The organism is Vibrio sp. 1402 (assembly GCF_033340275.1).
The window spans coordinates 178926-191857 of sequence record NZ_JAWOWE010000009.1 but is presented as its reverse complement, the minus strand read 5'-3'; the positions used below and the strand labels follow the sequence as shown (position 1 = coordinate 191857).

At 44.6% G+C, this 12932-nt stretch carries 11 protein-coding genes; 3 read left to right on the top strand and 8 right to left on the bottom strand.

Annotated features, from left to right (window positions below):
- Window positions 1-471 precede the first annotated feature (471 nt).
- On the bottom strand, window positions 472-1344 hold the full coding sequence (locus tag R7044_RS17345) for a Tim44 domain-containing protein (RefSeq protein WP_005384268.1): 873 nt from the start codon (window positions 1342-1344) through the stop codon (window positions 472-474).
- 392 nt (window positions 1345-1736) lie between these two features.
- Between R7044_RS17345 and R7044_RS17340 the strand changes: the two genes are divergently transcribed.
- The 3 genes from R7044_RS17340 (at window position 1737) to R7044_RS17330 (ending at window position 5259) form a co-directional block, all read left to right on the top strand.
- A complete protein-coding gene (locus R7044_RS17340; protein WP_005382308.1) occupies window positions 1737-2327 on the top strand; it encodes a TetR/AcrR family transcriptional regulator in 591 nt (196 codons plus the stop codon).
- 13 nt (window positions 2328-2340) lie between these two features.
- Entirely contained in the window at window positions 2341-4215 is a 1875-nt protein-coding gene (locus tag R7044_RS17335; protein WP_005384269.1) for an MFS transporter, read from the top strand.
- A 114-nt stretch (window positions 4216-4329) separates the two neighbouring features.
- Complete coding sequence (locus tag R7044_RS17330) at window positions 4330-5259, top strand: YeiH family protein (RefSeq protein WP_005384270.1); 930 nt, start codon at window positions 4330-4332, stop codon at window positions 5257-5259.
- Here the strand turns inward: R7044_RS17330 and R7044_RS17325 are convergent.
- The 7 genes from R7044_RS17325 to R7044_RS17295 all read right to left on the bottom strand — a co-directional run bounded on the left by R7044_RS17325 (window position 5256) and on the right by R7044_RS17295 (window position 12767).
- Window positions 5256-5444: a hypothetical protein gene (locus R7044_RS17325; RefSeq protein ID WP_017634658.1), complete on the bottom strand. Its 189-nt coding sequence runs from the start codon at window positions 5442-5444 to the stop codon at window positions 5256-5258. The genes R7044_RS17330 and R7044_RS17325 overlap by 4 nt on opposite strands.
- Before the next feature lie 100 nt (window positions 5445-5544).
- Complete coding sequence (gene menE, locus R7044_RS17320; protein ID WP_225455710.1) at window positions 5545-6972, bottom strand: o-succinylbenzoate--CoA ligase; 1428 nt, start codon at window positions 6970-6972, stop codon at window positions 5545-5547.
- Window positions 6957-7946, bottom strand: a complete 990-nt coding sequence (gene menC, locus R7044_RS17315; RefSeq protein ID WP_033906878.1) for an o-succinylbenzoate synthase — start codon at window positions 7944-7946, stop codon at window positions 6957-6959. Before menC ends, menE begins: the two co-directional genes overlap by 16 nt.
- Window positions 7947-8071: 125 nt before the next feature.
- Window positions 8072-8938 (bottom strand): 1,4-dihydroxy-2-naphthoyl-CoA synthase, encoded by an 867-nt coding sequence (menB, locus tag R7044_RS17310; protein WP_005382318.1) that lies wholly within the window; start codon window positions 8936-8938, stop codon window positions 8072-8074.
- Window positions 8931-9758: a 2-succinyl-6-hydroxy-2,4-cyclohexadiene-1-carboxylate synthase gene (gene menH / locus R7044_RS17305; RefSeq protein WP_225455709.1), complete on the bottom strand. Its 828-nt coding sequence runs from the start codon at window positions 9756-9758 to the stop codon at window positions 8931-8933. The genes menB and menH overlap by 8 nt, the downstream gene beginning before the upstream one ends.
- A complete protein-coding gene (gene menD, locus R7044_RS17300; protein ID WP_064376285.1) occupies window positions 9745-11463 on the bottom strand; it encodes a 2-succinyl-5-enolpyruvyl-6-hydroxy-3-cyclohexene-1-carboxylic-acid synthase in 1719 nt (572 codons plus the stop codon). The genes menH and menD overlap by 14 nt, the downstream gene beginning before the upstream one ends.
- On the bottom strand, window positions 11460-12767 hold the full coding sequence (locus R7044_RS17295; protein ID WP_053303262.1) for an isochorismate synthase MenF: 1308 nt from the start codon (window positions 12765-12767) through the stop codon (window positions 11460-11462). The genes menD and R7044_RS17295 overlap by 4 nt, the downstream gene beginning before the upstream one ends.
- Window positions 12768-12932: the final 165 nt, after the last annotated feature.

Sequence of the window (12932 nt, the reverse complement as noted above, 5' to 3'; positions counted from 1 at the left end):
CAGTAAATAAGTGATCAGAAATAGCGTAGGGAAAATGCTTGAGAACAAGGCGCAATTTTTCGATAAGTAGTTATTCTGCAATCAAAAATTGCAACGCAGTTATCGAGTATTTTAACAAGCTAGAATGACCAGTTATTTACTACGATTGGTATAACCTATACTCAATCTCACTAAAGCAACCAACCCCATGTGAAGCTCCACAAACAAAAGGCTGAGGAGCAGATCTTTACCCTACAAACAATGTACTAGCTATTTTGATTTTGTTAGTTCGTATGGCCTTAATATGAATGTTCAATATAACTAGGAAAACACTTGAGGACTTACTAGAAAAAGTGGGTTCGCAAAATTACCAAACGGACTCAATTAGTGATGTTTGTATAAAAACACGTACAAGAAATATAAATGATAGATACAAAAAATCCCGCAGGGGATGCGGGATTTTTACTAGTGACTAAATTGGTTTAAAGGTGACTAGCCTTGAATACCAACGATTAACCATGGCGCATTAGGCGCAGTCAAGTCACGCTCTAGGTGCCAGATATCTTCGATTTCTTCTTCAACACCTTCTACTGTGTCACGGTAACGACCGCTAAACTGCAGACTAAGCTGTGCTTTATTTGCATCGTAATCAGCACGGACGATCTCCGCATCAACGTACATTACGTCAGTATGCTGCTCACCGTCGAGCTTCGCGCGCTCTGCTTTTAGGTCTTCAAACAAGCTTGGAGAAACATATTCTTCAATAGTTTCTAGCTGGTTGTGATTCCACGCACCTTGCAGGATTCGATAGTGTTCACGAGAACCATTAATGAACGCTGCTTGGTCAAAACCCGGTGGGTAGTTATGTGGTACGTCTGTTTGAGCGCCAAAACCACCAAAGCCACCATTATTTGTGTTTGGTTGTTGCTCAAAGTTTTGCATGTTTGGTTGCTCAAACTTAGATGCGTTGCCACCAAATGCAGGCTGTTGACGATGCTGGTTCATACTGCCCTGCTTCGCACCTAGCATACCGCGCATTAGTTTAAAGATGACAAAGGCAATCAAACCAATAATTAGGATATCCATAAACTGGATACCTTCAAAAGCACCGCCAAAGAATGCAGCAAGTAGACCACCAGCAAGAAGTCCGCCTAGCAGACCACCCATAAGGCCTTTCTTACTTGAAGACTTTGTCGTCTGATCTTTGCCGACCGTATTGGTGTTTTGTTGCTGTTGTTTCGGTGCTGGTGCGGTTTTGTAGCTCTTACCGAAAGACTTACTGCCACCAAACTTCTTCGCTTCCGCGATAGGCGTTACAGCAACGGTAAACATCAACAAAGCAACAATAGAAAATAAACGTTTCATCGTTATCCTTAAAGTTAGCTATCTAAGATAGTGCCCCATTTTCAAGACGAAACAATCGTTGTTTCAAACAGTAGCACGCCAAAGATGATTTTTAAGTCATCATACTCTGTATACCGATTGATGAAAATAGCTTATAGAAGCTGACATGTATCAGAATATTGCCAAAAATGCAGACTGCTCACACTGCTTACAATTCACCTGAAGGCGCTTGATCAATGTAAAAAAAGTATGGAATAAGTTCACTAATACTCCAGATTGTTTTACTTGAATTAGAATCAGTGACACAGCTCAGAATCCTACACCTTGAGGGCACTTGGACACATTGCCTTGTTGACGGTTAATAGGTAGCTGACTATCATATTGAACGATGTTCAATAAAGTAGTTTGAGAGTATGGCGCGCAGAAACGATCACACCCGAGAAGAGTTAGTGAATTTGACCTTAACAACGGTCAAAAACTTTTTAGATGAGAATTCTTACCACGAACTCAGTCTTCGTAAAATCGCTAACATGATTGGTTACGTGCCAAGCACATTGGTAAATGTTTTTGGTAATTATAATTTGTTGTTGCTTCATGTTGTCGCTCAAACTTTAGATGAGTTATCTCAAGAAGCACGCAAAGCGACTAATGACAGCAAAGACTCCCATCAAGCGCTTTTTGAACTCGCTTATTGCTACCACGATTTTGCTCAAAAACACCCATACCGTTGGCAGTTAGTGTTCGAACACAACATGAATGGAGCAGAACTTCCGGAATGGCATGCCAAACGTATCGATGGTATGACGGGAATGCTAGAGTCACTATTGGCTCAAATCGCACCACATCGTACTGAATCCGAAGTGATTCAAGCGAGTCGAGTCCTTTGGTCTGGCGTACATGGCATTACTTTACTCAGTGTTGATGATAAGTTTTTCTCTAGTGAACCGATTGATGGCAAAGAATTGATCAGTAATCTTCTTTCTAACTACCTCACGAACTGGTAACAAAGGATTATCCATGTCATCCGACAGACAGCCGTCGTTACTTACGCAGAGAAAGTTCCTGCCCTATTTCATTACTCAGTTTTTTGGCGCTTTCAACGACAATATTTTTAAAAACGTTTTGCTGTTGTTTGTCGCATTCGCTGGCTCCAGTGCACTACCTATTTCGAGCAATTTGTTCATCAACCTTGCGGCAGGCTTGTTCATTCTACCGTTCTTTCTGTTCTCTGCTTCCGCTGGCGTATTAGCCGACAAATATGAAAAGTCATGGTTTATTCGTAAGGTCAAACTATTTGAAATAGCCATCATGCTGTTAGGTGCCATCGGATTCATAACCGAAAGTTATGGTGTGCTTTTATTGCTACTGTTTTTAATGGGCACACAGTCAGCATTTTTTGGCCCAGTTAAATATGCCCTTTTGCCTCAAAAGTTAAATGCTAAAGAGTTAGTGCCCGGCAACGCTCTTGTTGAAGCTGGTACCTTTATCGCCATCCTTATTGGCACCTTAGGCGCTGGGATTATAGCCTCTGCAGACAACGCAAAATACCTCGCCGCATTTTGTGTCGTGATCTTCGCATTGTTAGGCTACTTGTCGAGCCGCTCAATCCCCTTTGCTGCAGCCAGCGCGCCCAATCTCTCTTTTCGTTGGCAACCATACAAGCAAACCAAACACACGCTCTCTATCGCCAAATCCGATCGAGTTGTTTTTCAATGCATAATGGCAATAAGCTGGTTTTGGTTTTTAGGCGCCGCATATCTAACACAATTCCCGAATTTCACTAAGATTTACCTAAATGGCACCGAGAGTGCGGTGTCTTTCTTGCTCGCTCTATTTTCCATTGGTATCGCGCTAGGGTCGCTACTTTGCAATTGGATCTCAAACCATCGTATCGAAGTCGGTATTGTGCCAATTGGTGCCTTTGGCATTACAGTATTTGGGTACCTAATGGCCACTTCCATTCCCAATGATCTACCTACTTTCCATAACTTTGTAGACTTCTTTAGATATGAGCCTTTTTGGCCATTATTTTTCTACCTATTGATGATTGGCGCTTCGGGCGGTTTGTTTATCGTGCCTCTTTACGCATTAATGCAGCATCGAGCAAAGGAAACCGAACGTGCTCAAGTCATCGCAGGGCTCAACATTTTTAACTCTCTGTTTATGGTCGGCAGCGCTGTCTTAGGTATTGTGTGCCTAAGTGTAATCAAGATGACAATTCCTCAGCTGTTTGCATTGTTAGCCATTTTAAATTTCTTAGTCGCCGCTTACATCTTTTTGCAAATTCCTATTTTTGTAGTTCGCTTTGTCATGTGGATGCTTACGCACACCATCTATCGAGTTAAGCATAAGAATCTACACAACCTACCCGAGCATGGTGGGGCATTGATTGTATGTAATCATGTAAGCTACATGGATGCATTGCTACTTAGTGCCGTATGCCCAAGGTTGATTCGTTTTGTGATGGAGGAAGATTACGCCAACCTACCTCCATTAAGGCGCTTTTTACGTCGAACTGGGGTAATTCCAATTTCAGCGAGTAACAGAAGCTCTATCAGACGTGCATTTAACGATGTGGAAGCTGCGCTAAGCGAAGGTCATATCGTCTGTATTTTCCCTGAAGGAAGATTAACTTCAGATGGTGAAATGAATGAATTCATGCGCGGTATTGATATAATCCTACGTCGTAGTCCAGTACCTGTCATACCTGTTGCACTTAAAGGCTTATGGGGAAGCTATTTCAGCCGCGCAAAAGGTCGCGCATGCTGTGGCTTACCGACTCGATTTTGGTCAAAGCTAGAAATAGAGGCAGGACAACCGGTGCCACCAAACGAGGCAACGGCAAAAACAATGTTCGATAAAGTGCATCAACTTAGAGGCGACTGGCGATAAATACACTTGAACACATGTTTAGGATAACTGAACATGTGTTCAAATCATTAAGACAAACTGACCACACCCAGTGCGATATACTCTCCCTTTCATTCACAACAGCGAATAAAAACCTTGAATAGAAACTACCTCCTGTTTGGATTGGCGTTACTTTTTTGTCTAACCCCTCTTGCCTCCTCTCCCATTGCTCTAGTTATCGGTTTTCTACTCGCAAGTTTTGGTTTTGTGCCTTCCGAGCTGCCCATCGCTTCTTTTACTAAAAAGCTGCTGTCTTACTCGATTATTGGCTTAGGCTTTGGCATCAACTTTGAGCAAGCACTTGCAGTCACATCGGATGGTATCGGCCTGATCATCGCCACTATTACAGGCACACTGATCATGGGCACTCTCATTGCCAGGGTAATTAAATTGGAGCGAGTAACCGCTTACTTAATCTCATCAGGTACTGCAATTTGTGGTGGTAGCGCAATTGCTGCTGTGGCACCGGCGATTAAAGCGAAAGACGAGCAGATTGGATTAGCACTGGCAACAGTGTTTGTCCTGAACTCCATTGCACTCTTTGTGTTTCCTGTGATTGGACATGCTTTAGGGCTAGATCAACACACGTTTGGCACATGGGCTGCGATTGCCATTCATGACACATCTTCTGTTGTCGGGGCTGCCTCGGCCTATGGGGAAGAAGCACTAACGACGGCAACAACATTGAAACTCGCGCGCGCTTTATGGATCATTCCTGTTGCTTTGATCAGTGCCGTCATCTTTTCAAGAGGCCAAAAAGAGAATGGAAAGAAAAAACTAGCTATCCCTTATTTCATTTTTTGGTACTGTGCAGCTATCGCGTTTAGCGACTTCTTTCCTCAATTTGAAATGGTCTATCACGGCATTTTCATTGGAGCAAAGCAAGCGTTGGTTGTATGTCTGTTCTTGATAGGTTGCAGCATTTCAATTTCAAAACTAAAGTCAGCTGGAGCTAAGCCGCTGTTGTTTGGTGTGACTCTGTGGGTGCTAATTTCTACCACTTCTCTAAGTTGGTTACTGTTTTAGATATTGGTGGTCTGCTTATCGCGTTGAGGGGACGGTATTTCCCGTTTGCTATTTTTGTATATAACGACCAACGCAATAGCGATCAAAAATGCCGTTAGCTCTGCAAGAGAGCGGGCTAGCCCTTCACTACTTATCGCGATACCAATTTGTAGTGCTACTGCCGCAATTAAAACTAGCTTTGCCATCCTGAACCTTATGCATTTTCTCTCCACTAAGAAGCATAATTATGATTCAGAGTTATAAGGATACGAAATTCTCTTTATGACTAATACATAGCAAAATTGACTAATGCTGAAGTGATGACAACAGCCACTCTTTCACGGCCTTACGTGAAATTTTGATCCCACCTTCTAGTAGAGTTTCTGGCATTACATGGTATTCCACTGGCCATTTAAACTTCTCTAACTTTGATTGCAAGTGCTGGTCATACTCCGACTTGCTGCGCAATCCATTGGTCTGAATCACAGCTACTGGTCTATGACCAAACTCCGCGTCTTCGACTGGAACCACTATACTCTGCACTACACCATCAATTTGGTTCAAAGCGGCTTCAATCTCTTCACAATGGATATTCTCACCACCAGAGATAAACTGATTGTCGGCACGGCCGATTATCTTTAATTCATCACCTTGCCACTCGCCAAGATCTTTGCTGTCAAACCAGCCTTTCTCATCCAGAAATGGGGTAACATGTCCTTGATGGAAATACCCTGCCGCTAATGTCTTACCGCCAACAAAAATGCGTTGGTCAACTAATTTTATCTTACGGTGCTTCAATACATGTCCAGCATTACTGGTGCTGTCAATTCTCTTTGCGGTAACGGTAGAGGCCGCCTCCGTCATCCCATAACCTAACCACGTCTCAATGCCTTGCCCTGATGCTCGTAGTGCCAACTCATGATCAACGTGACTGCCGCCCAGTAGCACATGTGTCAATGACAAATGTGCATCATCATCCAATAACCGTTTGAGCTGAGTCGCAACCAAAGAAGCGTGTGATACGCCCTGAACATCATCAACAAGTTTCCCTGAACCGACTTTTAGTGTTGCTCCGACATATAGCCAACGATAGACAATCGCCAATCCAGAGACGTGATACAGCGGAAGCGATAATAGCCAAGCATCTTGCTGAGTGAAAATGAACTCCTGCAACAAGCCCTCTGCAGACGCAAGATGCTGTCGATGTGTATGAACCACAGCTTTAGGCTCCCCTGTAGAGCCAGAAGTAAATACTACTGAAGCGAGCCGGTCATGATGATAGCTATCTTCAGTCAACGAATCACTCTCTTGCTGTGATACTACAGGCGATGAAAGCAATGTTGCCTTGAGTTTTTGTATATCATGTTCAGAAAAGGTCGAAGCGCACTCCTGAGAAAACCAGATAAACCGAGTTTGATCAGGCCTGTAAAGTGTAGCAAGCTTACCCTGCAACTTATCTAGTGGTTGTTCCATGGTCAGCGCAGCGAGCGCACCTAACTGTTTGGAGGCAAGATAAAACAACAGTGTTTCTACTTGGTTCTTGCCAACCAAAGTCAGCACATCCCCCCGAGTTACACCCAAGTCATTCAAATAGTGAGTGTATTGGTCAATACGCTTCGAGAGTTGTTGCCAGTTTAATACTTCTGTTGATGTCTTGAGTGCAATAGAAAAAGGGCTCGTTTGAGCCCAATATTTCCATGGTGCCTTCGCAATATTGTCTACGCAGAATGCCACACAATCTCCTGGTCTTTTAGAGGAAGAACGGGAAGTTCACACTTAGGCCAGCCCTGCTCTAGCTGAGCTTTGAGTAAGCCAATCGTATCCAAACCTGGAACTTCATCAGGCAGCTGCCATTGGGCAAAGCGCGCTAATTGAGTTAAACCGAGACTGGATTCAATGCTCGAGCTAATCACTGCTTTCATCCCCAGTGACTTCGCTTTCTCTATCAGTGTAATACAAAAATCCACTGAACCAATGAGTGTGGGTTTGATGATGATCGTTTTCACACCAGTTAGATCTTCAAGACGGAAATCTTCACGACGAACCGCATCTTGCAATGTTTCATCCCAAGCGATAGCAATACCAGTATTAATCGCAAAAGAGAGACTATCGCCAGGAGAGCGGCACGGCTCTTCTAGAAACGTGATTCGTTGACGCAGAGACGGAGCAATGTACTTAGCGAACTGCTGCGCTTTTTCTGGTGTCCAAGCGCGATTGGCATCGAGTCGAAGCGTTAATTGAGGGATTGATTCAAGAAAAAGGTTCACAAGCATGCCATCGCGAATTGGCTCATAAAGTCCAACTTTCACCTTAGCGACTTTCTTACCTTCCATTTCGTTCAGCTTTGGAATGAGCTCATCTGGGTCGCCAGTGCATAGTGGCGCTGTTTGGTATTTACCTTGTTGTGGTAAGCCACCAGCTAATTCAAGCTGTGCCATCGATAAACCAAACGCAACCGACGGGTACATCTTGGCATAATCCACATCCAACTCTGCTACCCAACGCTCCGCCTGTTCTTGTAGCTGAACACCCGCATCTTCGGTGCTCTCTAAGCTAAAACCAGGAAGAGGAGCGACTTCTCCAAGCCCTGTTTTACCATCTTCGGAAAGCGCAACAACATAACCAACACGTTCGGTTAGCTTGTTGTCACGTAGGATGACACCACTATCCATGGGCAAGCTATAACGATAAATTTTCGCTTCACGCATAATTCAAGTCCTATGTAATGCCGTATATTTGAGCGTTCTGACGAGCAATCCCACCAGCCTCCCAGAGGGCGAGGCGCTCAGGAAAAAAGGAACAGAGGAGCTAACACGCTCCTCATTTAGACGGATTATGGGTTGCGAGGGAATTTATCGAAGTCTGGGCGACGCTTCTCGTTAAAGGCATTACGACCTTCTTGGCCTTCATCAGTCATGTAGAACATCATCGTTGCGTTACCCGCTAGCTCTTGCAGACCCGCTTGACCATCACAATCTGCGTTTAATGCAGCTTTCAGGCAGCGCAATGCCATTGGGCTGTGCTGTAGTACTTCACGACACCAACGAACGGTTTCTTTCTCTAGATCCGCTAGTGGTACAACTGTGTTTACTAGGCCCATGTCTACCGCTTCTTGAGCATTGTAGAAACGACATAGGAACCAAATTTCGCGAGCTTTCTTTTGGCCTACGATACGAGCCATATAAGATGCGCCCCAACCGCCGTCAAATGAACCCACTTTAGGGCCTGTTTGACCAAATTGAGCGTTGTCAGCTGCAATTGTTAGATCACACATCATATGCAGTACATGACCACCGCCAACAGCCCAACCAGCTACCGATGCGATCACTGGTTTTGGACAAGTACGAATATCACGTTGGAAGTCCAATACGTTTAGGTGGTGCGTACCTTGGTCATCTTTGTAGCCGCCGTAGTCGCCACGGATCTTCTGGTCACCGCCAGAACAGAATGCGTCTTCACCTAGACCTGTCAGAATGATCACGCCAACACCAGAGTCGTAACGCGCATCTGCCAACGCATCAATCATCTCTTTTACCGTTTGAGGACGAAACGCATTACGCACTTGAGGACGCGCAATGGTGATTTTCGCGATACCATCTTCAGACTTATGGTAATGAATGTCCTCGTATTTCTCGCCGCAATCTTTCCATTGAACCGGAGCGTAAAGTTCTTCTTCAGAAATGCCTACTGTTTTAGCCATGGTGATTCCCATTGTTCTCGTTACTCTCACCAAAGTGAGACTGAATTATTTGCTTGGTATGTCTCGCAAACTGTTTGGGCTGCTCTTGATGGACGTTATGACCAGCGCCTTCAACTTGTCGATACGCCAACCCGCTACGTTGTGCCAGTTGGCTAAATTTTTGGTCTTTCTCACCACACAAGTAATACACTGGTATGTTCTGCTTTTGCAGTGAGGGCAACAAATATGCCTGTTTGGCTAACGATGTCGTCATCAACATATTCGCCACCGCTGAGCCAAGATTATCACTTCGCTTCGCAATGAATGTTTGTCTTTGCTCATGGTTTAGTGAAGAAAACACCGCTTGTTGGTACCAATCGTTCAAAACACGTTCAAGTGGTTCAGTTTTGAAACGCATTGCCCAGCGAGCATCATTCTCTAATCTCACCTGTTTCTCTGACTCAGTTTGAAGCCCGAAGTTTCCCCCTTCAATAATCGCGCCTGCAATATTGAGATCTGGAAAGCATTGATGGGCAATACCATGCATCGCAATGCGGCCGCCCATAGAGTAACCAATCAAAATAAGTGGTTGTTGTGAGGGAAATAATAAAGATAGTGTGGAACCAAGAAGTTTGCAGCAATCATTCAGATCGCTGCAAGAAATAGATTGGCTATGCCCATGACCAGGGAGGTCAACCGTAACACGTTCATATTCGGGTAATGCATTTAAACACGCGAGCCAATCGGCACCGCTACCGAGTAAGCCATGCAAAAACACCAAAGTGGGCAACGTTCTACTTTGGTGTTTTTCTAATACAGGGAAACGTTCAAAGTAAAGCATTCAGACTCTTATTAAATGCCTTGAGTGTCTCAGCAGCTTGGTTAGATGGGGTTTGAACCTCGACCAGCAACGTTCCTTGGCCGTGACATAAATGCTCTTTTACAGATGATTGGAATTGCTCCAGTGTAGAAACATGCAAATACGCCAAACCAAACTGCTTTGCCGCGTGTTCAAACTGATAACCATGAGGCATTTGATAATATGTCGTTCTGCGCTCTGGTGGTACTGGCAACATATCAAAAATCGCACCGCCGTCATTATTAGTAACAACAAGTATCGCCGGCAGTTTATTGTGAGAAAATAGCGCCAGAGAATTGAGATCATAAAGTGCTGCTGTGTCACCGATATACATTAGTAACGGATTACCTCTTGCCCGTTGCACGCCTGATGCCGCAGCAAACAAACCGTCAATCCCTGACGCGCCTCGATTAGTGAAAACCTCTACACCATCCAATTTTCCGTACATATCAACAAGCCGAACAAACAAGCTATTACCCAAGAAAACATCTACGTTTTTTGTGCGCTCGTTGATGTCTGCTGCCAACGCAATTTCGTCAATGGCAGACGCTGAATCAGATAGGAAGGCTTCTGCGATACGTTGATGAACTCGCTTAACGTCATTCGCTAACCTATCAGCCCACCCAGCAAATATTGACTTCTCAAAACTAATGCGAGAAACCCACGTTTTAGGAGGCTCAACCCAGTGCATTTGCGCCAGATGATTTTGGTTATTCCGGTCCATACAAGGTGAGACATACCAATACTGAACGTCTTTACTTTGTTGATTTTTCGATACTTGTTTATCAATCCATTGGTTCAAACGTTTGGAGATGATTCGGCTACCAAATTGGATAATAAGTTCACAAGATTCAAGCTCGTTTGCGAACTCGGGAAGTTGAAGCCATACATCGTAATACGCCCAATCCGAACTGAGACCACTTTGCGGGTCTGCAAGTACTGGCCATCCCATCTTTTGTGCAAATGCCTGCGCCGACTTCGCTTGTTCAAGCGGTAAGCTGCCAATCACAACCAAGCCTTTTTTGTCCGAAAAAGGCGGGATGTTTGCCTGTGACAAATGGCTAAAACGCTGAGTATAAGTGCCGCTTCCTTTTCGCCATCCGGCGACCGAATCTAAGTAGGTTTGATAATCCGATTTTGCGCCGTTGGAATACAAAGGCTCTGGAAATGCACAATTAATATGAACGGCACTACCCTGCAATTGCTGAGTAAACATCACTTCGTCAACAGAGGTCAGCAACCAGTTAAGCGACGTTGCTAAATTTGGGCTTGGTAAATTCAAACTGGCCGAAACATGATGTGAAAAAATACCCAATTGATTTATCGCTTGGTTTGCACCACAGCCGACAAGTTCTACTGGACGATCTGCTGTCAGCAGCACCAGTTTTTCACCAGTAAGTTTGGCTTCGGCAACCGACGGTAATAAGTTCGCCACTGCCGTACCAGAGGTAACGATAATTGCCACGGGTTCCTGAGTAGCTTTCGCTAAACCAAGAGCCATAAAGCCCAATCCACGCTCATCAAAATGAGTATGAATGGAAAAGTCGGACTGTTCTGCCGCTTCTAAAGTTAAAGGCGTAGAACGAGATCCGGGAGCGATACAAACATGCTTAACGCCAAATCGCTGAAGCTCAATCAATATGGTTTCTGACCAAACTCGATTGAGCACCGCTTGGTCATGACTCATGATGCGACTCCCAATGGCGGATGATCAGAAATCAGCGTAAGTAACGTCGACATTTTCTTATCAAGTTCTGCCCACTCATGTTCTGCCACAGAACCAGGCACAATCCCTGCGCCCGCAAACAGTTGTACTTGATCACCGAGCACAAGCGCGCTTCTGATTGCGACACAAAACTCTGCTCGTTCATGGCTTATATAACCCATTGACCCCGCGTACCAGCCGCGTGCAAAGGGCTCATTATCAAGAATAAACTGCATGGACTCTTGTCGGGGTAAGCCAGCAACCGCCGCTGTTGGCTGAAGCGCCGATAACAACTGAACACCATTTATCCCCGCTCTTAGACTAGCGTGAATATTTCGCTTAAGGTGCTGCACTTTTCGTAGTCTGACCAAACTCGGTTCAGCTTCCACTTCAACCATTTCAGAATGCGGTAATAGACGATCAATGATGTCGTCCACCACATACTGGTTTTCGTTGAGGTTCTTTTGGTCTTGGGATAACCAATTCGCCAACTCCATATCTTGAGTGGCATTGTCTCCCCGACCAATCGTACCTGCTAACGCTTCGGTATGTAGCTCATGCCCTACGCGAGAATACAAACGTTCTGGCGTAGACCCCATAAAACTGTGCTTACTGTCTAAGCTCAGCATGAAATGGAAGCTATGATGGTTATTTAAGTAACTTGCTTTAAGTAGCTGTGCAGCACTTAATGTGTTATCAAGCTGCACGGTAGAGCGACGCGCTAAAACCACTTTCTTAAAATCATCATTCTCTATACCAGTCAGAACCTTATGAACTAACTCATTCCATTGAGGCTGACTTGGCGTGTGAACAATAGAGCGGATGTGAGACGAAATTGGAGCTAAGGCCGCGACCTCACAAACCAGTTTATTCAACCCAGCTAGAGTTCGCGCTTTGTCTTCTGAAATATTAACTGCGAGAGACCACTGTTGGTCAAAACGAATTAACTCAATTTGAGGCAAAAAGAAAAAAGAAGGCATACAGCGACGATTCTTCTCATGCTGTCCATCAAAAGAGCGCCCGCCCCAGACTCTTTGCCCTTCACCTAGAATGGTATAAGCAGGACCTGGCTCAACAAAAGCGTGCAATTGCCCTAGTGCAACGACCTCTTCACGTGTATCGCGGGACTGCCAATAAAACTTAGGGAAAAGTGGTTGTGCATCAAGCCAATCAATAAATGAGAAATTAGGTTTCTCGCTAAGGGGCTCGACCAGACGTGTTTGATTGCCTTCCGATTGCTGAACTCGCTCGATAATTCTCTTTACGGCTTGATGGAACTGTGACAAATCAACCTCGTTGTATGTGAGGATAAATGGTAACTGACGGCTACTCTAAGTTTAGACCCAAAGCAAATCAAGGTCGTATGCGATCTTTTGCGAAATCCTGTGATAGCAAGCGAGCAAAACTTAACCAGCAGACAGATTATTTACAGATATATATTCTAATAAAAA

Coding starts and splice junctions, on each gene's coding strand:
- R7044_RS17345 (WP_005384268.1), bottom strand. CDS start 1,344: ATGAAACGTTTATTTTCTATTGTTGCTTTGTTGATGTTTACCGTTGCT.
- R7044_RS17340 (WP_005382308.1), top strand. CDS start 1,737: ATGGCGCGCAGAAACGATCACACCCGAGAAGAGTTAGTGAATTTGACC.
- R7044_RS17335 (WP_005384269.1), top strand. CDS start 2,341: ATGTCATCCGACAGACAGCCGTCGTTACTTACGCAGAGAAAGTTCCTG.
- R7044_RS17325 (WP_017634658.1), bottom strand. CDS start 5,444: ATGGCAAAGCTAGTTTTAATTGCGGCAGTAGCACTACAAATTGGTATC.
- menC (WP_033906878.1), bottom strand. CDS start 7,946: ATGCGTGAAGCGAAAATTTATCGTTATAGCTTGCCCATGGATAGTGGT.
- menB (WP_005382318.1), bottom strand. CDS start 8,938: ATGGCTAAAACAGTAGGCATTTCTGAAGAAGAACTTTACGCTCCGGTT.
- menH (WP_225455709.1), bottom strand. CDS start 9,758: ATGCTTTACTTTGAACGTTTCCCTGTATTAGAAAAACACCAAAGTAGA.
- menD (WP_064376285.1), bottom strand. CDS start 11,463: ATGAGTCATGACCAAGCGGTGCTCAATCGAGTTTGGTCAGAAACCATA.